The organism is Kribbella sp. NPDC051587 (assembly GCF_044453945.1).
In the GTDB taxonomy this organism is placed as follows: domain Bacteria; phylum Actinomycetota; class Actinomycetes; order Propionibacteriales; family Kribbellaceae; genus Kribbella.
The window spans coordinates 298545-323096 of the sequence record NZ_JBITDE010000002.1 but is presented as its reverse complement, the minus strand read 5'-3'; the positions used below and the strand labels follow the sequence as shown (position 1 = coordinate 323096).

At 67.4% G+C, this 24552-nt stretch carries 21 protein-coding genes and 11 tRNA genes; 19 read left to right on the top strand and 13 right to left on the bottom strand.

All coding sequences use genetic code 11. The annotated features are described in order from the left end of the window. Positions 1-19 precede the first annotated feature (19 nt). From ACIA49_RS07755 to ACIA49_RS07745, 3 genes are all read left to right on the top strand, one after another. Positions 20-1810, top strand: a complete 1791-nt coding sequence (locus ACIA49_RS07755; RefSeq protein ID WP_396376325.1) for a heparinase II/III family protein — start codon at positions 20-22, stop codon at positions 1808-1810. A gap of 71 nt (positions 1811-1881) precedes the next feature. Continuing rightward, entirely contained in the window at positions 1882-2796 is a 915-nt protein-coding gene (locus ACIA49_RS07750) for a hypothetical protein (protein ID WP_396376324.1), read from the top strand. 134 nt (positions 2797-2930) lie between these two features. Beyond that, positions 2931-4610 (top strand): heparinase II/III family protein, encoded by a 1680-nt coding sequence (locus ACIA49_RS07745; protein WP_396376323.1) that lies wholly within the window; start codon positions 2931-2933, stop codon positions 4608-4610. Between the two features lie 24 nt (positions 4611-4634). Here ACIA49_RS07745 and ACIA49_RS07740 read toward each other — a convergent pair whose 3' ends face one another. Beyond that, a complete protein-coding gene (locus ACIA49_RS07740; protein WP_396376322.1) occupies positions 4635-5201 on the bottom strand; it encodes a DUF664 domain-containing protein in 567 nt (188 codons plus the stop codon). Positions 5202-5260: 59 nt separating this feature from the next. Between ACIA49_RS07740 and ACIA49_RS07735 the strand changes: the two genes are divergently transcribed. After that, positions 5261-5755, top strand: a complete 495-nt coding sequence (locus tag ACIA49_RS07735; protein WP_396376321.1) for an NUDIX hydrolase — start codon at positions 5261-5263, stop codon at positions 5753-5755. A gap of 43 nt (positions 5756-5798) precedes the next feature. After that, a complete protein-coding gene (locus ACIA49_RS07730; RefSeq protein WP_391540947.1) occupies positions 5799-6056 on the top strand; it encodes a hypothetical protein in 258 nt (85 codons plus the stop codon). Here the strand turns inward: ACIA49_RS07730 and ACIA49_RS07725 are convergent. Continuing rightward, positions 6053-6691, bottom strand: a complete 639-nt coding sequence (locus tag ACIA49_RS07725; protein ID WP_396376320.1) for a hypothetical protein — start codon at positions 6689-6691, stop codon at positions 6053-6055. The genes ACIA49_RS07730 and ACIA49_RS07725 overlap by 4 nt on opposite strands. Before the next feature lie 134 nt (positions 6692-6825). Between ACIA49_RS07725 and ACIA49_RS07720 the strand changes: the two genes are divergently transcribed. Together ACIA49_RS07720 and ACIA49_RS07715 are read left to right on the top strand one after the other, a co-directional pair. Then, complete coding sequence (locus tag ACIA49_RS07720; protein ID WP_396376319.1) at positions 6826-7389, top strand: HAAS signaling domain-containing protein; 564 nt, start codon at positions 6826-6828, stop codon at positions 7387-7389. A 39-nt stretch (positions 7390-7428) separates the two neighbouring features. Next, positions 7429-7722 (top strand): hypothetical protein, encoded by a 294-nt coding sequence (locus ACIA49_RS07715; RefSeq protein ID WP_396376318.1) that lies wholly within the window; start codon positions 7429-7431, stop codon positions 7720-7722. A gap of 103 nt (positions 7723-7825) precedes the next feature. On the opposite strand, the gene ACIA49_RS07710 is transcribed toward ACIA49_RS07715, so the two are convergent. After that, a tRNA-Thr gene (locus tag ACIA49_RS07710) sits at positions 7826-7901 on the bottom strand. A gap of 572 nt (positions 7902-8473) precedes the next feature. Here ACIA49_RS07710 and ACIA49_RS07705 point away from each other — a divergent pair. The 9 genes from ACIA49_RS07705 to ACIA49_RS07665 all read left to right on the top strand — a co-directional run bounded on the left by ACIA49_RS07705 (position 8474) and on the right by ACIA49_RS07665 (position 11161). Next, positions 8474-8543, top strand: a tRNA-Trp gene (locus tag ACIA49_RS07705). Positions 8544-8600: 57 nt separating this feature from the next. Then, positions 8601-8677 (top strand) — tRNA-Pro (locus ACIA49_RS07700). Positions 8678-8770: 93 nt separating this feature from the next. Continuing rightward, positions 8771-8844, top strand: a tRNA-Arg gene (locus ACIA49_RS07695). Positions 8845-8846: 2 nt separating this feature from the next. Next, positions 8847-8920, top strand: a tRNA-His gene (locus ACIA49_RS07690). Between the two features lie 35 nt (positions 8921-8955). After that, a tRNA-Leu gene (locus tag ACIA49_RS07685) sits at positions 8956-9029 on the top strand. Positions 9030-9094: 65 nt separating this feature from the next. Beyond that, complete coding sequence (locus ACIA49_RS07680; protein WP_391540940.1) at positions 9095-9541, top strand: HNH endonuclease; 447 nt, start codon at positions 9095-9097, stop codon at positions 9539-9541. 33 nt (positions 9542-9574) lie between these two features. Next, a tRNA-Gln gene (locus ACIA49_RS07675) sits at positions 9575-9647 on the top strand. A 105-nt stretch (positions 9648-9752) separates the two neighbouring features. Beyond that, a complete protein-coding gene (locus ACIA49_RS07670) occupies positions 9753-10949 on the top strand; it encodes an RtcB family protein (protein WP_396376317.1) in 1197 nt (398 codons plus the stop codon). A gap of 123 nt (positions 10950-11072) precedes the next feature. Continuing rightward, positions 11073-11161 (top strand) — tRNA-Ser (locus tag ACIA49_RS07665). A gap of 177 nt (positions 11162-11338) precedes the next feature. Here the strand turns inward: ACIA49_RS07665 and ACIA49_RS07660 are convergent. Further along, positions 11339-11590, bottom strand: coding sequence for a hypothetical protein (locus tag ACIA49_RS07660; RefSeq protein ID WP_396376316.1), 252 nt, complete (start codon positions 11588-11590; stop codon positions 11339-11341). 319 nt (positions 11591-11909) lie between these two features. Next, the gene (locus ACIA49_RS07655; protein ID WP_396376315.1) at positions 11910-12041 is read right to left on the bottom strand and encodes a hypothetical protein; all 132 of its coding nucleotides are present in this window, start codon (positions 12039-12041) and stop codon (positions 11910-11912) included. Positions 12042-12200: 159 nt separating this feature from the next. Between ACIA49_RS07655 and ACIA49_RS07650 the strand changes: the two genes are divergently transcribed. The 3 genes from ACIA49_RS07650 to ACIA49_RS07640 all read left to right on the top strand — a co-directional run bounded on the left by ACIA49_RS07650 (position 12201) and on the right by ACIA49_RS07640 (position 12450). Beyond that, positions 12201-12273, top strand: a tRNA-Glu gene (locus ACIA49_RS07650). A 5-nt stretch (positions 12274-12278) separates the two neighbouring features. Continuing rightward, a tRNA-Glu gene (locus tag ACIA49_RS07645) sits at positions 12279-12352 on the top strand. Positions 12353-12366: 14 nt separating this feature from the next. Next, positions 12367-12450, top strand: a tRNA-Tyr gene (locus ACIA49_RS07640). A gap of 332 nt (positions 12451-12782) precedes the next feature. Here ACIA49_RS07640 and ACIA49_RS07635 read toward each other — a convergent pair. From ACIA49_RS07635 to ACIA49_RS07600, 8 genes are read right to left on the bottom strand one after another with little or no spacing between them, the layout of a single operon-like run. Continuing rightward, the gene (locus ACIA49_RS07635; protein ID WP_396376314.1) at positions 12783-14063 is read right to left on the bottom strand and encodes an alpha-L-fucosidase; all 1281 of its coding nucleotides are present in this window, start codon (positions 14061-14063) and stop codon (positions 12783-12785) included. Beyond that, positions 14064-15437, bottom strand: coding sequence for an FAD-binding oxidoreductase (locus ACIA49_RS07630; RefSeq protein ID WP_396376313.1), 1374 nt, complete (start codon positions 15435-15437; stop codon positions 14064-14066). Further along, positions 15434-16306 (bottom strand): U32 family peptidase, encoded by an 873-nt coding sequence (locus ACIA49_RS07625; RefSeq protein WP_396376312.1) that lies wholly within the window; start codon positions 16304-16306, stop codon positions 15434-15436. Before ACIA49_RS07625 ends, ACIA49_RS07630 begins: the two co-directional genes overlap by 4 nt. Then, positions 16300-17598 carry a DUF2088 domain-containing protein gene (locus ACIA49_RS07620; RefSeq protein WP_396376311.1) on the bottom strand — a complete coding sequence of 433 codons (1299 nt, stop codon included), beginning with the start codon at positions 17596-17598 and terminating at the stop codon, positions 16300-16302. The genes ACIA49_RS07625 and ACIA49_RS07620 overlap by 7 nt, the downstream gene beginning before the upstream one ends. Beyond that, positions 17598-19448: an IlvD/Edd family dehydratase gene (locus ACIA49_RS07615; RefSeq protein ID WP_396376310.1), complete on the bottom strand. Its 1851-nt coding sequence runs from the start codon at positions 19446-19448 to the stop codon at positions 17598-17600. Before ACIA49_RS07615 ends, ACIA49_RS07620 begins: the two co-directional genes overlap by 1 nt. Continuing rightward, positions 19445-20896, bottom strand: coding sequence for an aldehyde dehydrogenase (NADP(+)) (locus ACIA49_RS07610; RefSeq protein WP_396376309.1), 1452 nt, complete (start codon positions 20894-20896; stop codon positions 19445-19447). Before ACIA49_RS07610 ends, ACIA49_RS07615 begins: the two co-directional genes overlap by 4 nt. Further along, positions 20893-21783 (bottom strand): fumarylacetoacetate hydrolase family protein, encoded by an 891-nt coding sequence (locus tag ACIA49_RS07605; RefSeq protein WP_396376308.1) that lies wholly within the window; start codon positions 21781-21783, stop codon positions 20893-20895. The genes ACIA49_RS07610 and ACIA49_RS07605 overlap by 4 nt, the downstream gene beginning before the upstream one ends. Before the next feature lie 11 nt (positions 21784-21794). After that, positions 21795-24506, bottom strand: coding sequence for a UxaA family hydrolase (locus ACIA49_RS07600; RefSeq protein ID WP_396376307.1), 2712 nt, complete (start codon positions 24504-24506; stop codon positions 21795-21797). Between the last annotated feature and the right edge of the window lie 46 nt (positions 24507-24552).

Sequence of the window (24552 nt, the reverse complement as noted above, 5' to 3'; positions counted from 1 at the left end):
GACATCAGTGCTCGGACGTGTGGTTTCGCTTGCGCTCGCGACGGCAGGAGTGGCTGGCTTTCTCGCCCCCACTCCCGCCACGGCGGTGGTCGTGGGGGGCTATGCCTGCCCCGGATACAGCACGATCGACGACGCCGTACCGCTCAGCGCGGTGATGAAGGACACCTTCATCTGGAGCAAGTTCAAGGCGACCAAGGTCGGTGACGGGAAGGGCAACATCAACTGGAAGGCCAACCCGTACAAGAATCCCAGCTGGTACATGTGGCTGCACTCGCTGCGTTGGATCGGCCAGGGCATCACCGCGGCGAGCAACGGCGACAAGGCCGCGCTCGCCCACGTGACCGCGATCGCCAAGGACTGGGTGAAGGACAACCCGTACTCCTGGAAGGCGAACCCGGCCGCCCACGAGGCGACCATGCACCGCACCAACGTGCTGATCTGCCTCCGTCAGGCCGTGCTGACCAACCTCAAGGTCACCAAGCTGCCGGCCTCGTATGCGTGGCTGGACACGGCGCTGATCAACCATGCCAAGTTCATGACCGCCAACTGGGGTGGTCAGGGCAACCACGGCACTGACGAGAGCATCGCTCTCTTCGGTGTCGGCTGCACGCTCAACAACGCGACCTACAGGAAGACCGCGCATGATCGGTTGAACAAGGCAATCACCACTTCGATCGACGCGCAGGGTGCGACCAACGAGCAGTCCACCGGCTATGCGCAGTTCAACTACAGCCTCTGGGGCCGCGCCGCCAAGGCGCTGCAGGACTGCGGCGTCGACCCGGGCAAGACGATCAGCGCGCGTCGTGCCTTGCTGGCAACGTTCATCGCGCACGCCACCACGCCGCTCGGCACGATCCAGCAGATCGGCGACACCGAGTACGTGAAGACCAGCAACATCCCCGGTACGCCGATCGAGTACGCCGCCAGCCTGGGCAAGACAGGCACGCCTCCCAAGGACCGGGTCAAGATCTACTCGGCCGGCTACGTCTTCGGCCGCTCCGGCTGGGGTTCCGCGACCACGCCGTACACGAGCGAATCGGCGTACAGCCTGCGCTTCGGGCCCAAGCGCGTCCTGCACGGGCACAGCGACCACACGTCCATCACCTACCAGGCGCGCGGCCGCGACATCCTCGTCGGCACCGGCTACGCCGGCTACTCCAACGCCGCCTGGCGGGCCTGGCTCGTCGGCCCGTCCGCGAACAACGTGATGACGACCCCGAAGCTCGCCGACACGAACCCGATCACCAAGCTCACTCGTTCCTCGGTGCGCGCCGGTGCGGACTTCTACGAGATGAGCGACGCTCCCGCAGCCGGTGTCAGCCGCACGCGCGCTGTCCTGGTCCTCAGCAAGCCGGACGTGGTCGTCACCCTCGACCGCGCCACAGCCAAGACGGCACAGCAGTTCCAGACCCTCTGGCACCTGCCCTCCGACCAGCGTGCGACCGTCTCGGGACGAGGAGCCGCCGTAGCCAAGGCGACCGGCGACAACACCCGCACCGTCCTCATCCAGCTGCCCTACAAGGGTGCACTACCGGCCGGAGCCACCCAGGTCAAGACCGGCCAGACCAACCCCATCCAGGGCTGGCACTTCCCGCACATCACCACCCGCAAGGCGGCCCCCACGGTCATCTTCGGCCGCTCCGGCAAGTCCGCCACCATCCTCTCCCTGATCGTCCCGGTCCGCGCCAACGGCCAGGTCACCTACAAGACCCGCATGTCCGGTACGACGTATGTCGTGGACCTCACGGTCGACGGCACCAAGGTGTCGTTCGGCGTCACCGGCGGCGGGTCGTTGGTGCGGATGTCCTGAGCTCGTGGGGCTTCCGGCCGCCCTGGCGGGGTAAGTTAGGGCGGTCGGAAGCTTGAGCTGTGGAGGGCGGGTTGAGTCGTCGGGATGCGGGCCGCGAGCTGTTCGTCGGTCCGTGGAGGCTCATTACCGGCCGGTGGATGGCGCTCAGTGGGGCGTTGACCGCAGTGGCGGTGCTGGGTGGTTCGGTGATGGCCGTGGTGCAGGCCGGGGCCGAGGCGGAGCAGCCGCTGGTGAATGTGGCCGCGTCGGGCGTAGACGACCGTACGCCGACGCCCGGGCCGGTGAAGCCGCCGCGACCGTCAGTCGCGCCGACGACGGTGAATCAACCGCCGGTGACGCGGCCCACCGAGCCGGGACGCTCCGGCTCGGGGCGGCTGGGGCCGTGGGAGAACCTGAGCCGCCGGATTTCGAGTGTCGCGAAGATCCGGGCGACGGTCCGCGGTGACGGGGTGTTCATGTTCGGCGACAGCATCGCCGTACAGGACGGGCCGGCGCTGGAGCAGCTGGTGGCTGCTCAGACCGGTACGCCGGTCGCCGTGCACGACTGGTCGGGACAGCCTGCGTCTGCCGCGGTGGACGCGCTGGCGGAGTGGTCCCGCAAGTACGGGCTGCCGGACCGGATCGTGATGGCGGTCGGGACCAACGACATCTTCGAGCCGTCAGCGTTCGCTACCGAGGTGGAGCAGGCGATGAAGATCGCCGGACCTCGCCGGACGGTGTACTGGGTGAACGTGCACGCCAACCGGTTCGACATGTCGGCGGCGGTGCAGTCGGCTGACCGGGCCAACAGTGAGCTGATCAACCACGCGCTGGACCAGGCGGCCGTGCGGCACCGGAATCTGCACGTGGTGCGGTGGTCGGAGTTCCTGTCGGCGCGGACCGGGCAGGTGCGGACCTACCTGCGGGACGGGATCCACACCACGCAGCCGGCCGGGCAGAAGGCACGGAACGCGCTGATCGCGCAGGCACTGGAAAGCTCGGAGTAGTGTCCGGACCGCGGTCGCGCCAGGTGGCTGTGGTGGTCGCTGCTGCGGTGGTGGTCGGGTCTGTGGTGGTTCCGGACCGAGTCTCTGAGCCGTCTGCTCGACCTGTGCGGATGGACCTGCCTCAGTCTGCTCCCGTGGCTCCTGTCCAGCGCAACACCTACACCTGTGCGACGTACTCCGGGATCGAGCGGCCGAACCCCGTGCAGAACCTCTACCGGGACGCATTCGCTTGGGGGACCACACCGCCGTACCGGGTCGGTGATGGACACGGGGACGTGAACTGGCGCCTCAACCCGGCTGACAACCCCAGCTGGTACATGTGGCTGCATTCGCTGCGCTGGCTCGGCCAAGGCGTCCGCGCGGCAGGTAGGGGCGACAAGCGAGCGCTGCAACGCGTTGACGCGATCGCGCACGACTGGGTCCGCGACAACCCGTACCCGTGGGCAGACGACGCAGGTGCCACCGAGTCGACGATGCACCGGACCAACGTGCTCATCTGCTTGCGGCAGGCCGTGCTGTCCGGACTACGGGTCACGCGGTTGCCACCGGCGTACAGGTGGATCGACACCGCGCTGGTGCAGCACGCGCAGTTCCTGCAGCGGAACTGGAGTGGTGACTGGAACCATGGCACCGAGGAGAGCCTCGCGCTGTTCGGAGTCGGTTGCACGTTGGGACGTGCGGACCTGAAACGGACTGCGGCCGAGCGGCTCACCGCGGGGATCAAGACGGCGATCGACGCACAAGGGTCGACCAATGAGCAGTCGACCGCCTATGCGCAGTACAACTACTCGCTGTGGGGACGGGCGATCGACGTACTCGGGAAGTGTGGGGTTGACGCCAGTCCGACCATCAAGGCACGGCGGCAGCAGTTGGCGACCTGGCTGGCGCTGGCGACGAACTCACTCGGGTACCTGCATCAGCTGGGGGACTCTGAGGTTGTGCGGACGGTGCCGGTTGCTGGTACGCCGCTCGAGTACGCCGGGACGCTGGGGAAGCGTGGGATCGCGCCGACGCAGCGGGTCGGGATCTATGCCGCCGGCTACGTGTTCGGGCGAACCGGGTGGGGTATGGAACGGCCCTTCGGCGCGGAATCGACGTACAGCATCAGGTTTGGGCCGGTACGGCGGTTGCACGGGCACGACGACCACATGTCGATCACGTACACCGCGCTGGGCCGTGACGTGCTGGTTGACGGCGGCCACGCGGGCTACCAGGGTGATGCAGCACAGCGGTGGGCCAGGGGGCAGACCGCGCACAACGTGATGACGGTGTCGGGAGCTAGTGCGTCGGCGACTCAGCTGACGCGGTCAGTGGTGCAGGCGACGTCGGAGTTCTATGAGCTCCACGATGCGGGGCGGACGCGCGGCGTACTGGTGCTCAAGGACCCGGATCTGATGGTGATACTCGACCGCGGGACGTCTACCGTACGGCGGTCGTACGAGACGTTGTGGCACTTGCCTGCGGGACAGCGGGTGACGCCGTACGGCGCGGGCTCGGTCGTGGCGCAGCGGCCTGGTGATTCGGTGAAGACAGTGCTCCTGCAGGTCCCGTACGGCTCATCGGTGCAGGCGGCCCGCGTGACGTCGAGCTGGCAGTACCGGACGATCGACAAGCGCAGCGCCGCACCAGTGGTCGGTTTCACCCGGTCTGGGCGCAGTGCCTCGATCCTCTCGGTCATCGTGCCGGCTCAGACCAGTGCTGCCGTCAGCTACACCACAAGCCAGCAGGCCGGTCAGACACTCCTGCACCTGCAGGTAGGCGCAACGCGGACCACCGTCGCTATTTCACCTGACGGGACATTGCGGCGCGCGTAGGCTGCTCCTACGCGACGGGCTGGACTACTGGACTGACGCCGCCGGCCGCCAGCCGGCAGGCGGGTCCTCGCCGACCCGTCCGTCGACCGCCTCCCGGATCAGGTCGGCGTGGCCGGTGTGGCGTCCGTACTCCTCGATCAGGTCGCACAGCAGCCGCCGCAAGCTCGGGTGCCGCCCGTCCGGCCAGCTGATGTGCGCAGGTCGCTCCATCCCGCCCTCCGCCAACGCCGCAGCCGTCCGCTCCCGCGAACGCTCCACAGCGCCGTCCCACAACGCATACAGCTCCTCAGGCGAGTCATCGACCGCCGAGTCGAACTCCCAGTCGTTGTTGTCGTTCCACCCGTTGCTGGCCCACGGCTCCCCCATCGGCAGCCCTCTGAGCTTTACGTTGAACATGTAGTCCTCATTGGCCGCCAGATGCTTCAGCAGCCCGCCCAACGTCATACTCGACGCCCCGATGCGCACCTGCAGCCCAGCGGCATCCAGCCCGTCCACCTTGTATCGGAACGTCGCCCGCAGCCGATCCAACGCCCCCAGCACCTGCTCGACCTCACTCCCCGCCAACGGCGGTTCCCACGGTGTCTGACTCATGCCCAGCACCGTAATCCCCGTTCCGGACGCTCCCCTTCCGGAATCGATACCCTGCTCCCATGACTGACCGGGTACGACGGTACGGCGGCGTGATCGCGATCTACGACGGACAGGTGGCCCTGGTCCGCGAGCAGTACGACACGTGGGACGCGCCGTACTGGAGTCCCCCCAGCGGAACCGTGGAAGAAGGCGAAACCCCCTCCGCCGGCTCAGCCCGAGAGCTCCTCGAGGAGACCGGCCTGAAGGCCCCGGAGAGCGCCCTACAGCTCATCTGGCTGGCCACCGTAGTCATCGACGGCCAGATCATCTCCAACGCCTGGAACTACGCCACCACCGTAAAAGACAACACCCTCGCCACAGACGACCCCGACGGCGCCATCCTCGAGGCCCGCTGGTTCCCACCCACCGAGGCCGTCACCCTCCTCACCCGCCTCCCCTACCCACCCCTCTCAGTCCCAGCCGTCGCCTACCTCCAAACCGGCACCCCCCTCCACTGGACCTTCACCCAAACCAACACCAGCTGGGCCTGGACCACAGCCCCCCTCCCAACCTGAGCCTGCTGGCACCCAACCCCGTTCACCTGACACCATGCGCCCCATGTCTACCGACTACGGACAACCGATCGGCCAGGTCCTGGGCGACGGCTTCCAAGTGCCCGAACTGCTCCCGGGGTGGACCGCCCTGGAAGGCATCGTCCTGGTCAAATGCCTCGACGCCGAAGGCCACCCCAGCTGGGCCTTCCGCGAAACCGAAGGCATGAACGTCGAAGAGGTCATCGGCGTCCTCACCATCCAACTGGACATGCTCCGCGAACGAGCCCTCGACTCCTTCCGAGTAGAAGAAGACGACGACTAAGGCCCAGATCCGCGGAGCTTGTCGTGCAGGGGCTTGGTGCGGTGGGGTGGCAGGGCGAGGGTGTTGAGGAGGCGGCGGGCTGCGGGGTGGTCGAGCTGGCCGAAGTAGTCGGAGGCTGCGGCCTCCAGGGCGGCGAGTACTGGCTCGTGCCAGTCGGTCTGCTTCGAGAGGTGTTCGAGTAGCGGCTCTTTGAGTTCCCACGGCACTGGCCCGGAGATGTCGAGCAGCCTGCGCAGCCGGAGTGCTCCGGCACCAGCGGTGATCTGTCGCCAGGCATCCGCGACCTCCGCGTGCGCCTCCAGCGGGCCGCACCAGAGCCAGTACGCCATTGGTACGGCGAGCCGGTCGTCGGCGTGGTCGAGTAGCGAGCGGACCTCTGTCCAGAACGCCTCGTCGTGCGGCTCGAAGCCGACGTACATCAGTACGGCGTAACACGGCATCACGCGGTAGAGCGCGAACCCGAGGGCCGCGTCGCCGTCGATCAGGTCGGACAGCTCATGCGGTACGGCGGACTCGTCATCCGGCCAGGTCACTTTGGTTCGGCGACCCTCATGCGCGGCGGTGGCCCAGGCCGTCGTACAGGTCCGCTGGAAGAGCTCTCGGCCCACCTCTTCGGCCAACTCGTCGACAGTCACCCGCCCAACGATGCCCGATCCGCACCCGGCTCGATCCGGCGATCGCGGTTGCACTCACGTGCGTTGACAGATACCTTGTCTCGCATGGTAGTCCACAAAATCCTCCTCCAGGAACCCAGAGACGGAGAAACGAAATGAGCGCTGACCAGCTGGTCGAGGCGTACCTGAAGGAGCTGGCCACGGCCGCCGAGGCGTTGCCGGCGGACCGCCGTACCGAGCTCATCGCCGACATGACGACGCACATCGCAGAGGCGCGCGCCGAAGGGGCGACCTCGGACGACGACGTACGCGCGGTCCTGCAGCGGCTCGGCGATCCCGCCGACATCGTCGCCGCATCGACGGACGGCCTGGTCCAGGTCGAGGTGCCGCCGCGCTTTCGCCTCCGAGACTTCGCCGCGGTAGCGCTGCTGCTCATCGGGCCCTTCGCCCTGGCGATCGGCTGGCTGGTCGGCGTCTGGCTGCTGTGGACCTCCGACCGCTGGACTCGCGGTGAGAAGCTCCTCGCCACCCTGGGCTGGCCGCTGGGCTACGGCCTCGCCCTCATCTGGGAGTTCAACTTCTCTTTCCCGATCGGGCTGATGCTCGCGATCGTGAGCGTGGTCATCGTCCTGCCGCTCATCCCCCTGCTCAAGAACGGCCGCGCCGGGCGCTCCACCACCCGGACCCAGCTCGCCCGCGCCACCTCAACCAACAACTGACCCGCGGAGCTGTCCGTCCAGCCATGTAATGCTCCGGCTGTGGACGACACCACGCGCACCACGGCGATGGCAGCCCTCGCGAAGTTGTGGAGCGAGGGCTGCCCGCTAGCCGACCCCGGCAGCCACGCGACGGTCCTCGATGTCGCCTGGCGGCGCTGGCGATCGTTCGACCGCAGAAACAAGCGGAAGCACCCCGATCGCGACGACCGAATCGAGGACACCGCGAAAGGCCTATGCTCCGCCATGGAGCCTGACCCGACGCTCACCGGCCCCCTCATGCAGCACTACCACTGCCTCTCGGTCGCTCTCGCATCCGCATTCGACCCCATCTGACGGGCCACCCCACCGGGAATCTCTCGGGGGCCTCAAACGGCTCCGCCACCCAAACGACAGAGTCCCCAGACTCAGAAAGTAGCTTCTGACCTGGGGACTCTGGTGGAGCCGCCTGTCGGAATCGAACCGACGACCTTCTCATTACGAGTGAGACGCTCTGCCGACTGAGCTAAGGCGGCGGGTGGTACCGAGGCAAGAGTGTAGCGGGCAGATGGGGGTGAGTTCGAATCGGATCCGGGAAGCGGGGTGTGGGGTGCGGCACGGTGCGGCCGGCGGGGGCGACCTTGGGCACGCACCGACCACAATCCGCCCTCCTAGATGGCTGAACCGTGCACGAGGTTGCGGGCTGGTCCGACCTTGAGCACCCGTCGACCATGAATCGGGCCGCGAAATGACTGGGCCGTGCACCAGGTTGCGGGGCTGGGAAATGGGTCGGGAAGAAATTGTGTGGGAAATGCGTTGACGCGGGGGATGGGTTCGGGTGAGACTATTGCCCGCAAGGACTACTGACTAGGAGACGATCGTGACCAGGATGCAGAACGCGACGAAAGCTTGGCGGCCCGGCCGCGTGGCTTTGCTGTCGTGCCTGCGAACTGTGCGTATCGATGCCTTCTATCACGAACTCGGCAGTGAGCAGAGCCTGCGTTCGGGCGGTCCGCCTGGGTGATCCCGCGAGGGAGACACCTCAGGAGCCGTCTGGGCCGGGTAACCGGCAAGGCGGCTCTTTTTCTTTGCCCGGAAACGGGTCATCGTCGGTGTGCAATGGTTTGCGGACCGGACTCCAAACCCGCGTCATGAGGGTTCGATCCCCTCCACCGATGCATTCTTTCGGCATTTACGAATGCCCGATACGAACAATTGACAATTACATGTGTTTGCCAGCTGTGGGCCAGTGGCCAGGCCACCTCATTTGGGTTGAGGGAGACCGGGGGTTCGAGTCCCTCCAGCTGGACCAGGCGCCCGCAGCATGCTTGCTACCGGCCGAGCGGGCGCCCCAAGACGTGCCCTGCGCGGGAAATCCGCACGACATCCCGCGCAGGGCGCTCGAACGCTCGTGGCTCAAGTGGAGAGAGCGCCTGCCTACGAAGCAGGAGGTTGCAGGTTCGAGTCCTGCCGAGCGTGCTGTGTCCGAGGTCGAAGTGGGCGAGGCACCGGGATGTGGCCCCGGGGGAAGCGGGTTCGAGCCCCGCCGGACACCCTCTGTGCGTCGTACCAGCACGCACCGTAGTACTTGCGGCTCTGGCCCAACTGGCAGAGGCACCTGGCTTAGGACCAGGAGGTTCAGGGTTCGACTCCCTGGGGCCGCACCGACACCAATTTCACCCGACCTCGTCTGGCCTGGTCGGGCACACTGGAAGGGAGGAGGAAGCACATGAGCGGTGTGATCGTTCTCAACGCCTCGTACGAGCAGCTGCATGTCGTGTCGATCCAGCACGCCATCCGGATGCTCGTGCGCGAAGTAGCCGTCGTCGAGGAAGCACATGACGGCGCCAGCATCGGACCGTTTCCCCTCCCCCGGGTGCTCCGGCTCGTCCGGTACGTCGTCACCAAGTGGCGCTACGCCTCCGGACGGCTCCAGTACACGCGGGCCGGCGTACTGAAGCGTGACAAGCACACGTGCGCGTACTGCGGCCTGAAGGGTGCGACCACGATGGACCACGTCGTACCGCGGTCCCGTGGTGGACGTGGTGAGTGGCTGAACGCTGTGGCCGCGCATGCGTCGTGTAACGAGAAGAAGGGCTCACGCACGCCCGAGGAAGCCGGTATGCCGCTGTTGTGGCAGCCGTGGATTCCCTCGCGTGCGGAGATATCGCTCTGACGTGACACCACCCGGTGTCGCGTTGGAGCGCGATGCCAGGTGGGCGACGGTGACCCACCCTCGGTTCTGACCCGAGGTCCCGCAGGTTCGAGCCCTGCCCTGGCAGCGTTCCGGTGCGTCCGGCACCGGCATCGACACGAACAGGGTGAGGTGATGATCCGCAGCATCGCGCGTGCCTGGGACTGGTAAGCCGACGACGAGGAGTGAGGGGATGAACGTGGAGTTTCCAGTTGAGCTGAGCGGAGCGAAGAGCTCTACGCTCATGTGGGCTCATGAGTACGAGGTAGGCGCGCAAGCGCTGCAGCAGCTGCGGAACATTGCCGCGCTGCCGTGGGTGCACGGTGTCCGGGTGATGCCGGATGTGCACCTGGGTAAGGGTGCGACGGTGGGATCCGTCATCGCCATGAACCAGGCGGTGTCGCCGGCCGCGGTCGGGGTCGACATCGGCTGCGGGATGGAGGGTGTGCTCACGTCGCTGACGGCGGCCGACCTCCCGGACGACCTGTCCGGGATCCGGTCCCGGATCGAGGCCGCCGTGCCGGTGGGGTTTCGGTCGCACGACGAGCCGGTGAGCATCCGGCGGCTCGGGCTGGACCCGCGGGGGTGGGACCGGCTGTGGGGATCGTTCAACGAGCTGCACAAGGGCGTGCACCAGCGTGAGCGGAAGGCACAGCTGCAGATGGGGTCGCTGGGTGGCGGCAACCACTTCATCGAGGTTTGCCTCGACGACGAGGACCGCGTGTGGCTGATGCTGCATTCCGGGAGCCGCAACATCGGCAAGGAGCTCGCGGAACGGCATATGTCGATCGCCCGGCAGCTTCCGCACAACGCGGATCTGCCGGACCTCGATCTCGCCGTGTTCCTGTCCGGTACGCCGCAGATGACGGCGTACCGGCGGGACCTGACCTGGGCCCAGCAGTACGCGTCCCGCAACCGCGCGACGATGCTGGCGCTCGTGATGCAGGCGGTCCGTGACTCGTTCGAGCAGGAGATCCGGTTCGACGAGCCGATCTCGTGCCACCACAACTATGTCGCCGAGGAGAAGATCGACGGCCTGGACCTGCTCGTCACCCGCAAGGGTGCGATCCGGGCCGGCGCCGGTGATCTCGGACTGATCCCGGGGTCGATGGGGACGGGCTCGTACGTCGTCCGCGGGCTCGGCTCGGAGCGGTCCTTCTACTCGGCCTCACACGGGGCAGGCCGGCGGATGAGCCGCAACGAGGCGAAGCGCCGGTTCACGGTCGACGACCTGATCGCTCAGACGGCCGGGGTCGAGTCCCGCAAGGACGCCGGCGTGCTCGACGAACTGCCGGCGGCCTACAAGGACATCGAGTCGGTCATCGCCGCCCAGTCCGACCTGGTCGAGGTCGTCGCCCACCTCAAGCAGGTCATCTGTGTGAAGGGGTGATCGGGCGGCGTGCGTGCGCTGCTTCCTCTGTACTAAGCGTACAAGTTGAGCAGCGTGCCGCAGTGAAGTTGTCCACAGGTGGGGGTCCGCCGTCGTCAGGGGAGGCGGCGGGCTACTCACCGAGGTGAGGTCCGCCTGTAGGCAGGGGCAGCGGTTTGCTAAACCGTCGGTCGGCTCCGGCCGGCCCGTGAGTTCGAATCTCACTCTCACCGCGCAGGACAAGGCCAGAGGCCTTGTACACAAGGGACTCTGGCCGGCGCCGCCCAAACTGAAGTCTGACGCGGTCTAGCCTCGCTGGGTTGGTCTAACCGTCGTACCCCCTGTGCTGGCCTGCTCGAATTGCAGGTACCTACACAGGGGGCGACCACGACTATGGACACGGCGGGCCGCTAGTGCACCTCATACTCCTGATCCAGTCCCAGTACCCCAACATGGGCCTCGTGGCCGTCTGAAGCGTCGAAGGGCTGCATGAACAAGTAGTAGTCCATCGTCCGAAGCCCCTCAACAACCAACGGGTGGTCCAGATCGACCCGTTTGGCAACCTCGTAGCTGGTGATTTGCGCACCGCTGGACTCTGCCAGCAGTTCCTGACAGGCAAGCCAAATGCGCCGCAGTACCTGCGGAGCCGTCTCTTCACTCATTGGAATCCTCCCCTTAGGACCGCCCACCTGACCGGGCCGGTCTTCCTCGACTGGCGCGGGCAGCCCTCCCTAGCTGTGATCCCGCTGGTGTCGTCCGGCGACCCTACGGCCTCAGTTCGGCTCTGGCCAGGGGACTCCTCGGTTAGTCCTACTGCTCAAGCCTGCCAAGGAAGCCGCGGAATACTCAGCGGAGGAACGATAGAAGGTAGGCGTGCTGCTCGGTACTCAGCTGGGCAGTTGCGGTTAGCTGCTGTCGGTGTGTTCGCCTTGATGACGAAGGTGCGGGCAGCTTTCCTGTAGACGGCAGGCTGCCGGAGGCTCAGTGCTTGAGGGTGTATCCGTCGCTGGTCAGTCGGGCGCGCAGGTCCTTGACCTCGTTCTGGCGTGGGCGTGCTTGCGACTGCCGTTCGTCGTCGGGTGCGCGCTTCTTCCTGCGCCGGAACCATTTCATCGGCCCAGGATCGCGCACAACCTGGCGAAACGGAATCTCTCGCCCTCGGTGCGTACCGTCGGACGGGTAGAGGTCATCGTGCCCCCGAACGCACCCCAGGCGGTGAGTCGGGATGGGCGCTTGGGGGAGGAGCACTACCCGTTCTTCGGTACGGGATGCGCCCCGTTGGTCTAGTGGGTAGGACGTCCGGTTCTCAGCCGGGAGATCGCCGGTTCGAATCCGGTACGGGGTACGTAGGGCGCAGTGGACGAATGGGGAGAGTCGCCGCGTTTTCACCGCGGAGTGTGCGGGTTCGAGTCCCGTCTGCGCTGCGTTGGCACAACGAGTAGGAGCGCCACCGATGGAGAGGTGGGCCGGGTTGTAACCCCGGTGCCTTCGGGCTGAGCGGGTTCGAATCCCGCCTCCTGCACTCCGACAAACAGAGAGGAGGACCGGCTATGGCGGGACTCAGGAACAGGAAGCGAGTGCCTGGAGGGCGGACCGGTTCTCCGGTCAGTCAGGGGCATGCGTTGCGGCGGGTGCTGCTGGCGTGTGGGCATGTGCAGCGGGATCGGTTGGCACACCGTGGTGATCACGTCTGGTGCGAGGGCGAGTGCTCCGACTGGATGCGGGTCGTCTCGGTTGATGAGTAAGAGCGAGGCGCCGCCCTTCAGGTGGAGGGCGGCGCCGACCCCTCTGGTAAGGGATGTACGCCGGGCTCTCCGAAGGCTCGGTTCCTGGTTCGACTCCGGGCAGGGGGACTTAGGCGATGGTCGGGTCGTGGTGGACGGTGAGGGTGACGGTCGGCGAGGGGGCTCGGGTCGCGAGGAGACGGACCTGTACGGCGTCGGCGGTCACCGAACGCTTCAAGGGGATGAGGCGGCGGTGGCCGATGGTGGTGCCGGTAGCGACCTCGGACCACGAGCCATCGATCAACGCGTCGACGGCGAAGGACTCGACCTGCTGGCCGTTAGCGATGTCCTCACGCAGGCTCACCACGTTGAACGAACCCGGTAGCTCAACAGCCGTTCCGTAGTACGACCGCACCGCCGCCCCAAAAGCAGACAGCGCCTGTACGTCGGGATCGGCGAACCGGCCGTACCGATCCGGCGGGATGTTCAGCAGCAGTACGGCGTTCCGGCCGACCGACTTGCGGTAGATGTCGAGGAGCTCGGGGACCGACTTCACCGCGTTGTCCTCGGCCGCGTGGTAGAACCAGCCCGGCCGGATGGACACGTCGACCTCAGCTGGATACCAGCGCAGTTCGTCGGCCGCGGCCAATTCCGCAGGACCGGCAAGCTCCGGTGCAGTCTCCGCAGCGACCATCCGCCCGCCGGCAAACGGTATGACGCTCCACTCCGTCTCTCGAGCGAATCCGTCTTCGTTGCCGACCCACCGCACGTCCGGTCCACCGACGGCGATCGTTGCCGAGGGCGCCAATCGCCGGATCAGGTCGAACCACGCGTCGAAGGCGTACTCCTGCGCCGTACTGGTCGGGTTCGCCCCGTCCAGCCAGACCTCCACGATCGGCCCGTACTGCGTGAGCAGCTCGTACAACTGGTTCAGGTAGTACCGGTTGTAGTCGTCGACCTCGTAGGTGAACCCGGGTTGGATCTCCGAGGCAACCACTGGACTCTCGTTGCCGTAGTACCCGCCGGGCGCCTTCTCCTGATACAGATCTGCGGGCGAGAGGTAGAAGCCCAACCCCAACCCATGCTCAGCACAAGCAGCGGACAACTCCGCCATCACGTCGCGCCCGGATGGGCTTGCGGCGATAGTGTGCGTTGTATAGCGGGTCGGCCACAGGCAGAAGCCGTCGTGGTGCTTGGCCGTCAGGATCACGCTCTTGAACCCGGCCTCCACCAGCACCCGCACCCACTGGTCGCACGACAGGTCCTGCGGGTCGAAGACGGCCGGGTCGTCCAGCCCGGTCCCCCACTCCAGATCCGTGAAGGTGTTCACACCGAAGTGGACGAACGCGGTCAATTCTTGTTGCTGCCAAGCAAGTTGGCGTTCAGACGGTCGCACAGCCGAGGCATCCATCTACAGCAGCACCTTGCCCGGGTTCAGCAGACCGGCCGGGTCGAAGGCCTGCTTGACGCGTCGATGCAGGTCGAGGCTGACCGGCCCCAGCTCGTCCTCGAGCCAGCGCGCCTTCAGCGTGCCGATCCCGTGCTCACCCGTGATGGTCCCACCGAGCGCGAGCCCGAGCTCCATCACCGCCCCGAACGCCTCCAGCGCTCGCGCCTCAGCCGCCGGATCATCGCGCTCGAACACCACCGTGGGGTGCATGTTTCCGTCACCAACATGCCCAGGGCAACAAATCAGTACGTCGTACTTGGTCCCGATCTCGGCGATACCGCGCAGCAACGCGACCAGCTTCGACCGCGGGACCGAGACGTCGTCGATCAGTGTGATACCGAGCGGCTCCAACGCCGGGTTGACCAGGCGCCGGGCTTCGAGCAGCATCCGGGATTCCTCGGCATCCGACGCCTCGGCGACCTCGACCGCGCCGTGCGCTGTACAGATCGCGGCGATCCGCGCGACGTCCTCGGCGGCCCGGGGACCGCGGTCGGACTGCGCGATCAGCAGCGACCCGACGTTCGCCGGCAAGCCCATGTCTCGATAGTCCTGGATCGCACGCGCCGTCGGCCCATCGAGGAACTCCAGCAGCGATGGACGCAGACCGGACGCCATCACCGCAGCAGCCGCAGCAATCCCGTCCTCGATGGACAGGAACGTGGCCGCAGCGGTCAGCGCCGCCTCAGGTGCGGGTCGCAGCGTGAGCGTCGCCTCGGTGACCACGCCCAGCGTCCCTTCGGAACCCACGATCAGCCGCGTCAGGTCATACCCCGCGACGCCCTTCGCCGCGCGCCGGCCGGTCCGGACGATCTCACCCGACGCGAGCACAACCTCCAATCCCCGCACGAAGTCCGACGTCACGCCGTACTTCACACAGCACAGTCCACCAGCGTTGGTCGCGATGTTCCCGCCGATCGTGGACATCTCCCACGACGACGGGTCCGGCGGATAGAACAACCCCTGCTCAAGGACGGCGCGGGACAGCTCTGCGTTCACCACACCGGGTTGCACCACCGCGACCTGGTCCTCGGCCGAGATCTCCAGGATCCGGTTCATCCGCGCAGTCGACAGCAGCAGGCAACCGTCGGTCGCGTTCGCCGCCCCGGACAGCCCGGTCCGCGCTCCCTGCGTCACCACCGGTACGCCGAACTCCGACGCGATCTTCAGCACCGACGACACCTCAGCCGTGGTCGACGGCCGCACGAGCGCCCGCGGTACGCCGGCCGTGCAGAAGGTCGCGTGGTCGTTCCGATGCGAGTCCAGTACGTCGGCATCGTCAACGACCGCGTTGTCCCCCAGCGCCGAGCGCAGACGGTCGATCAGCAAGTCACTCATAAGGTCTCATCCTGTTCGGCCAGCAGTCGCAGGATCAACTCTGCACGGCGCACCCGCTCACGCCCCAACGCCTCCGCGGTCGCGGCCAGGTGCGCGCCAACCGGGTAGATGTTCGGCGCGTTCCGCAACCCCATCTTCAGATACACCGGCGCAGCCACCTTCACGATCTCCGGTACGTCGTAGAACCGCACGTGCCCGCCCTGGTCGTCCGGCACCTCGATGTACATGTCGATCGGCACCGAGGTCACCGACCGGATCTCCGCCAGCACCGGCACCGGAAGATCCGTCGACACGTTCAGGCTCGTCGCCCCCAGCCGCTCGTACAGCCGTGCAGTCGGTGCATTGGGCAACGGCATCAGCACCGAGGTCTTCAGCACCAGCTCAGCAGGCAACGATCCGTCGACCTTGAGCTGCCCCAGCAGCTCCAGTACGCCGAGATCCCCGACCAGCAGGCTCCGCACGCCCAACTCAACCGCCCGAAACGCATCACATAGCGACGCGGCGACCATCTCGTTGCCGCGCGCAACGCCTGCGACGGCCGCCGAGACTTTGGCCTGCCCGCCGATGTCCCAGGCGGCGCGAGGCCCGAGGAACAGACACACCTCGACCCCGGCGGACACCCCGAGCGACAGCATCTCCTCGATCTCGGCATCGGTCAGCATCATTACGCCGCTGCCCTGTGAGACCCGATCGACCTTCACCCCGCGCGTGGCCGCCTCCTCGAGCACCGCCGCCATCACCCGTGGCCCCTCGCACGAAGGGATCTCCACCTTGTACGGCGTACCGTCGGCGAACGTGGCCGTGGACGGGCCGCCGGCGCGGAAGCCGCGGTCGGCCAACAGGGCATGCGCCTCGCGAAGAGTCACCATGGTGCAAGCTTCCCCTCGACCGTGAGGTCACCGGCAGCACCGGTGATCTCCAGGTCGAACCGATCACCGGCCTCGGCCAGCAGAGCGGGTGTGACCAGCAACTCGTGCGGAGACAATGTGTCCTTGATCCGCGCCAGCCGCAGCTCAGACCAGTCGCGTCGGCCGCACATCGTGATCGCCGCGAGGACCGCCGCCTCGTCGTCTTCCATCACCATCGGCAGCCGCGACCGGCGCGCTCCCCCGGCGCCCGAGGTCAACGCATTCACGTAGCTGGCCCGCAGGTCGATCTGCTCCAGCAGCGAAGCCGGCATCACATCTGCCAGCCCCAGTCCAGATGCGTTCCCGTGGGACGCCTCCGACAGCGCGTGCACGCTGATCGCAGCGATCGTCGGCGACTCGAACTCGGGGATGCCGTGCACCCAGCAGCGCCCGATCACATTGGTGTCCATGCCGGCGCCGGACTTGTCCTTGCCCAGCTCGTCCACCACCAAGACGTCCAGCTCGTCGAACGGCAACCGCCCGAGCAGACTGCCGGCCCGCTGCAACAAGGCGTGCTCGGCCGCACCGGCGATCCCGTCGGCTGGGACGAACTCGACCGCCGCGGTGTGCTCCAGCGCATTCTCCAGAATCGCCAGTCCGCCGAGGATCTTGCCCTCAGCAACGACCGTGCGTGCCGCTGTCTCGATGTTGCCGCCGAGCGAAGGGATCCCGCCGGCGTGGAGTGCAGCCGCGCCCGCATGATTCCCGAGGCCGATCGCGAGGATCTTCGCCAGCCCGCTCTCGATCGGCCCGTGGAAGTCCGTGTGTGGCTTGACCCGGTTGATCACCAGCACGCCGTCCGCGGCAGCGGCGATCGCGTCGTGATGAACCGGCGTACCGTCGTCCAGCTTGCCGACGACGACGGTCTCCATGGTCGCCTCGATCGGGCAACCGACACTCGCTGGCGTGATCCCGAGACCGGCCAGCATCTCGCGTTGCCCGTCAGCCGTCGCACCGCCATGCGAGCCCATCGCCGGTACGACGAACGGCGCGGCCCCCGCGGCCAACAGCCACTCGACGGCCGCTCTCACCACCGGAACCAGGTCGTGGATCCCACGGCTGCCCGCGGTCACCGCAATCCGCGCGGCCGGCTTGATCTGCGCTCGCAGCGGCTCCAAGGCGGCGTGGGTGGCAACCGCCGGATCGGACGCGGCCGGCAGGTCGGGCAGCAGCCGGCGAATCGGCGTGACCTGCGGGATCACACCGTCCGGGCGTAGTCCCCGGACGGCCTCGAACGGTCCCCAGCCACTCATTAGTGACTCTGCCGAGCGACCGCGGAGCCGGTGCGGCCCACCAGGAAGTCGAGGTCGCAGCCCTTGTTCGCCTGCGTGACGTGGTCGACGTACAGGCGGGCCCAGCCGCGGTCCGTCGGCGGCGCCGGCGGCTGCCAATCGGCCCGCCGCTTCTCCAGCTCCTCATCCGACACGTCGAGGTGCAGTCGCCGCGCCGGAACATCCAGCTCGATCCAGTCTCCGGTCCGCACCAACGCGAGCGGTCCGCCGACCGCAGCCTCCGGCGTGACATGCAGTACGACGGTCCCGTACGCCGTACCGCTCATGCGCGCGTCCGAGATCCGCACCATGTCGTCGACGCCGATCTCGGCGAGTTTGCGCGGGATCGTCATGTTGCCGACCTCCGGCATCCCCGGATAGCCGCGCGGACCCGAGTTCTGCAGGACGAGCACGGTGTCCTCGTCGACCTCGAGATCCGGATCGTCGACCGCCAGGTCGTACTCCTCGATGCTGCTGAAGACCAAAGCCTTGCCGCGATGCTGCAGCAGCCGCTCGGACGCGGCAGACTGCTTGACCACGGCACCGTCCGGCGCCAGATTCCCCTTCAGTACGGCGGTTCCTGCGCCGCTCCCGAGCGGATTCCCGACCGGGCGGATGACGGCCGCACCTGGTCGCCCTTCCTGACCGGACCAGTCGATCCGCTCGGCGTTGGCGACGTTCTCGCCCATGGTCCGGCCGGTCACCGTGATCGCATCCGCCTTGAGCAACGGCAGGATTTCGCGAAGGACGGCCGGCAGACCGCCGGCGTAGTAGAAGTCCTCCATCAGGTACTGCCCGGACGGCTGCAGGTCAGCGAGCCACGGTACGCCACGCGCCCACTCGTCCATGTCGTCGAGCGAGAGGTCGACGCCGACCCGGCCGGCGATCGCGAGCAGGTGGATGACGGCGTTCGTCGAGCCACCGATCGCGGCGTTCGCCCGGACCGCGTTGGCGAACGCGTCACGGGTCAGGATGTCGGAGGGCTTGAGGTCCTCGTGCACCATCTCCACGATCCGCCGACCAGCGTGCTGTGCCAGCGAATACCGCCGGGAGTCGACGGCGGGGATCGCGGCTGAGCCGGTCAGCTGGAGCCCGAGCGCCTCGGCCATGCAGGCCATCGTGGACGCCGTCCCCATCGTCATGCAGTGACCGTTGCTCCGGGACATGCCCGACTCCGCGGCGGCGTAGTCCTCCTCGGTCATCCGACCGGCGTTCCGATCCTGCGTGAACCGCCAGACCGCCGTACCGGAGCCGATGTCGCAGCCGCGGAACTTCCCGTTCAGCATCGGTCCGCCGGTCACCACCAGGGTGGGTAGGTCGACGCTGGCTGCGCCCATGATTGAGCCGGGCGTGGTCTTGTCGCAGCCGGTGAGAAGGACGGTTCCGTCGATCGGGTTGCCGCGCAGCGACTCCTCGACGTCCATGCTGAGCAGGTTGCGGAACAGCATCGCGGTCGGCCGCAGCATCGTCTCACCGAGCGACATCACCGGGAACTCCAGCGGGAACCCGCCGGCCTGCCACACCCCACGCTTCACCGACTCCGCCAACCGGCGCAGGTGCGCGTTGCAGGGCGTCAGCTCGGACCAGGTGTTGCAGATCCCGATCACCGGCCGTCCGTCGAACACCTCCTCGGAGAAGCCCTGCGCCCGCATCCACGAGCGGTGGATGAACCCGTTGCGCCCCTCTTCGCCGAACCAGTGCTCATAACTGCGCAGGCCGGACTCCCCCGAAGGCACGCCGGCCTTCTCGGGCGTCGGCACGCCACCAGGATCCGCCGGTACGCCGGACTCCCGCGGATCGGCGGTCGGGGGCAGGCCCTCGTCGTCGCTCATCGTTCCACCTCCCCGGTGGTCACCACACCGTTGATCCTGCGTGTGATCCCGAGCGGATTGGCATCCCGCAGTACCGCGGGCAGCACCGCATCAGGCGCATCCTGGTAAGCAACCGGCCGCTGGAACCGGCGAGCCGCCGTCACTCCGACGCTGGTGTGGATCGAGCCGACCGTCGAGGGGAACGGACCGCCGTGGTGCTGAGCCCAGGAGACGGCGACGCCGGTGGGCCAACCGTTCCACAGCACCCGGCCGGCCTTCGCAGTCAGCAACGGCAACAGCTCAGTCGCCAACGCCTCGTCGGAGTCCTCGGCGTGCAGAGTCGCGGTGAGGTTGCCGTCGAATGCTTCGACGGCGGCCCGGAGCTCGTCCAAACCGTCGTACTCGACGACGATCGACACCGGGCCGAAGCACTCCTCGAGGATCTCGTCCCGGCGCGCTAGCAGCTCGGAAACCGTTGTCTGCAACAAGGTTGCGGCACCAGACGCCCAGACCCGGACGCCATCGATCTTGCCGAGCCGGTCAAGGCCGGAGTCGAACGTGTCCTTGATCCGCTCGTTCAGCATGGTCGCGGCAGCGACCCCTTCCGCGGCTTCGACCAGTTGCTCCTGCAGACCGTGACCGGTCGGCACGAACAGCAACCCGGGCTTGGTGCAGAACTGACCGACGCCGAGTGTGAAGGAACCGACGTACCCAGTCGCGATGTCCTTGCCGCGGGCATCGATCGCGGCCTGGGTGACGAAGACCGGGTTCAGGCTGCCGAGCTCGCCGTAGAACGGGATCGGCTCCGGCCGCGTCACCGCGATCTCGTGCAGCGCCTTGCCTGCCGGCACCGAACCGGTGAAGCCGGCCGCCGTGATCCGCGGATCCTTCAGCGCCACCACACCGACGTCGAACCCCTGGATCAACCCCAGCGATCCATCCGGCGCACCAGCGGCCCGCAGCGCCTCGATCATCACGGAGGCTGTCCGCACCGACAGCTCCGGGTGACCCGGATGTGCCTTCACGATCACCGGGCACCCGGCCGCCAGCGCGGACGCGGTGTCGCCACCACAAACGCTGAAGGCGAACGGGAAGTTGCTTGCTGCGAAGACCAGAACAGGTCCGAGTGGCACCAGCACCCGGCGCAGATCCGGTCGCGGCACCGGCTTGGCGGCCGCGTCAGCAGTATCGATGATCACCTCGAGCGACGAGCCCTCGACCAGCGCATCCGCAAACATCCGCAGCTGCCCGGTGCTCCGCCCGACCTCGCCCCGCAGCCGCGCCTCCGGCAGCGACGTCTCCCGGATCGCGATCGGCACCAGCTCATCCGCCGCAGCATCCAGGGCATCCGCCGCGGCGCGAATCCACCCGGCACGTACGGCGGGCTCCGCGGACCCGAGCGCGGTCGCGGCGCCGGCGGCCGCTGCCAGGGCCTGCTCGAGCTCGGCGGGTGTGGTGTCGGCGGTCATCGCTTCTCCTCAAAGTTCTGTTCAGCCAGGAACGCAAAGGGTTCCCGGCCGGTGGCCACGGTGTTCGTCAAGGTTCCGAGCTGGTCGATGGTGATGGTGATGACATCACCCTCCTGTAACCGGAGGGCAAATTCAGGCACGATTCCGGTGCCCGTCGCCAGGATCACACCGTCCGGGAAGTCGTTCGGCACGAAGAGCACATCGATCAGGTCCTGCAGTTCGCGGACCAGCTTGGCGGTCGAGGTCGTCTCGGTGAAGATGTCGTCGCCGCCGCGGCGGATCACCAGGCCGACCGTCAGTTCTTTCGCGTTCGCGACCTGCCAGACCGGCCGGATTCCGGTGGCGAGCGCGCAACCGCCGGCGAACAGCTTGGCCTGCGGGACGTACAGCGGGTTCTCGCCTTCGATCGAGCGCGAGCTCATGTCGTTGCAGATCGTGTAGCCGACGATCTCGCCATGGCTGTTGGCGACGACCGCGAGCTCCGGCTCCGGGACGTCGTGACCCGAGTCGACGCGAATCCCGACCGGCTCGCCGTCCGTGACGACCCGCCAGGCCGGCGCCTTCTGGAACAGCTCCGGCCGGTCCGCGGTATAGACCTTGTCGTAGACGGATTCCTCGGTGCTCTCCTCCATCCGAGCGCCCCGCGAACGCTCGTAGGTGACACCCGCGCACCAGACCTCACCCCGTCCGTCGATCGGCGGCAACCACTTCAGCCCGTCGACGGAGATCGCCGTACCGGTCTTGCCGGCGGCCGCCTCCAGGTCGGCGAGCGGAAGCCGCAACAGCTCGGCCATGCTGGCAATTCCCTCGAGCGGTGCCACCGTGTCACCGCTCCGTACGCCGACGACCGGCCGCCCGTCGGACGACTGGTAACGGACGAAATGCATGAGTCCACCTCTCACATTGACGTACCGAGCAAACCACGGGTGATCTGGAAGCCGACGTTGCCGGAGGCAACCGCCTTGGGGACGAGCTGACGGCTCGCGACCAGCGCGATCGTCTCCAGCCCGATCCGCGCCTGGTCGGCCGCATCTCCGGTCGCGACCGCGTCCAGGTCGTCGCCGTACCGGGCAACCGTCTCCGGGTCCTTGCTGAACTCGACGACCGGGACGAATCGCTGCGCCGACAAGGTTCCGCCGGAAACATGCGCAAGGATCTGCTGTACGCCGGACGCGCCGAAGCCGGTCGCGGTCTCCATCCAATCGGTCCCCGGCATCCGCATCACCTGCCAGCCCGGTGCGGCCGGGCGCTGCCCGTGCGCGATCGTCGGACCAACCTCGGCGACGGATCCGAACGCCGTACGGCGGAAGTTGTCATCCGCAAGTAGTGAGCTGCGCGATGACACCACGACTGAACCGCCTGAACCGACGATCTCGCACCCGATCAGGCCGAGCGCTTCGGCGGTGTCGGGCGTGAGCGGACCACGTGCTTCCAGACCGATCGTGAGCGCACCCAGGTCGCCGTCGTGCTCGACCGGACGAGACAGGTCGAAACTGCTGAACCAGTCCTTCACCTTGGTACCAACGGCATCGAGACCACCGTCCGCCTGGATGCTGGCCCAGCCGAAGCGAGCCGGATCCTTGCCTGCCTCGACGAGACGGGAGCGGAAGTAGTCGTTGTGGGTCTTCTCGCAGCCGTGCTCCAGAAGCAGAGCCATCCGCGTATTCGGATGCAGGAGGTAGCCGAGCATGATCCGGGCGAACGTCTCCTCGGAAGCGCCGCCGCTGCTGCCGCAGCCCTCGGTGTGCGGGAGCGCGACCATCCGCGTGACTGCATCGCCAGCCCACTTCTCCAGCTCCGCCTGTCCGGCGAGCCGCAGCGCGATCTGGCCGGAGCAGAGGCTGGTCGGGAGGATCAGCCCCACCGCCTCCGGGAGCAGCCGATCATCAACCGTGAGCAGTCTGGCCGGCGTGCGGCGCCGCGAGGTCAGACCAGTTAGGGGTTGGCCAGATAGCGGCGCGTCGCGGTCGTCAGCGGGAAGATCGGCCAGCGCACGGCTCTGGCGGCCGTCGGTGCTGATCGAGATGCCCTCGCGCGGACCGCTTTGCTTCCAGTTCCGCCAGATCGACACCTGGCTGTGGCCTGCGCGTTCGCCCGCACTCGGCTCACCGGATGCGACCCGGACGGTCAGGTCGAAGGTCTCCGCGGTCAGCTGCGCCATCGGCGTACCGCTCAAATAAGCGCCAGCGTCCACATCCATCTCGGCGTGCAGGCGCTCGTATCGCTCGCTCGTGGTGACGAACTTGAGCGTCGGGACGAACGGGAAGTTGGTGATCGACCCGTTGCCGGTGGTGAAGAAGATCAGGTTGCAGCCGCTGCCGATCTGGCCGGCCACCGACTCGAGGTCGTTGCCGGGGCTGTCCATGAAGATGTAGCCGTTGCCGGGCAGTGGTTCGCCGTAGTCGATGACGTGGTCGAGGCGGACCTCCCGCGGGAGCTTGCGGGCGGCGCCGATCGACTTGAGCACGATGTTGTAGAGGCCGCGGTACACGTTGCCGCCGGACGGGTTCCCCTCGGCGGTGTGACCGTGCCAGCCGACACGTTCCTTGAACGAGCGGATCGTGGCGAGGAAGCGGCGGGCCGTGGCGAGGTCGCGGACGTTCTTGAGGACATAGGGCTCGGCGCCGATGAGCTCATCGGTCTCAGCCAGTACGGCGGTGCCGCCGTGCTTGATCACCTCAGCGCCGACCAGGCCGGCCAGCGGGTTCGCGGAGATGCCGGAGAACGCGTCAGAACCGCCGCATTGCAAGGCGATCTTGAGGTCGGCGAGCGGAACCTCGACCCGCTGCTGCGCGGCGACGATCGGGAGCCAGGGTTCGATGAGTGCGCCGGCCGTGGTGAGGTCGTGCTCGAAGCCGGCCTCGCGGGTGAAGAACGCGTGCGGGACCTTGATCTCCGGGTAGTCGTGCTCGCGCATGAAGTCCTGGATCGCCTGGCCGGAGACCACGTCGTCCGACGTGTCGACGATCAGCACGGCGCCGACGTTCGGGTTGAGGGTGAAGCCGGCCAAGGTGGCGAGCAGGAAGTGCAGGTTGTTCGGAACCTCGTCCTCACCACCCTCGGTGTGCGCAACCGGTACGACGCCGTCGCCCGCGGCCGCGCCGTCGAAGCGCCGGGCGAGCTCCGTGACGAAGCCTGAACTGCGCGAGCTGGTCGCCATCACGACGACGTGGTTGCGGGTGCCTGCCAGGCCCTGCGCGCGGGGGTAGCCGAGGAAGGTGCCGGGTTGCTCGACGCTCGTGACCTGCTGACCGAGGTGGAGGGCGCTCTCGTCGAGCTCATACGGGTCGAGCGGCTCGTTGGTGGCCGACGGTTCAGTCGGAAGTCCCTCGACTCCGCGAGCGACCACGGCCTGCAGGCTGGTCGGCGTACAGATGTAGTCGCCGGGGACCAGATCGCGCGACGCCCGGGCGAAGGGGGTGTTCCAGGAGGTGATCGCGTCGCCTTGCGCGATCCGCCGTACGGCGAAGCGGTGGCCCTCGAGAATCGTGTGCGGAAGGGTGATCAGGGTGCCGTCGAGCTCGATCCGGGTCCCCGCGTCCAGCCGGCGGGAGCAGATGGCCGCGTTGTCCTCCGGCTCGGGTAGGACGCCGATCTCGTCGAACTTCACCGTGGTTGCCTTCCGCTGGACGGTCTTCGGGCGCTACCGTGATTCA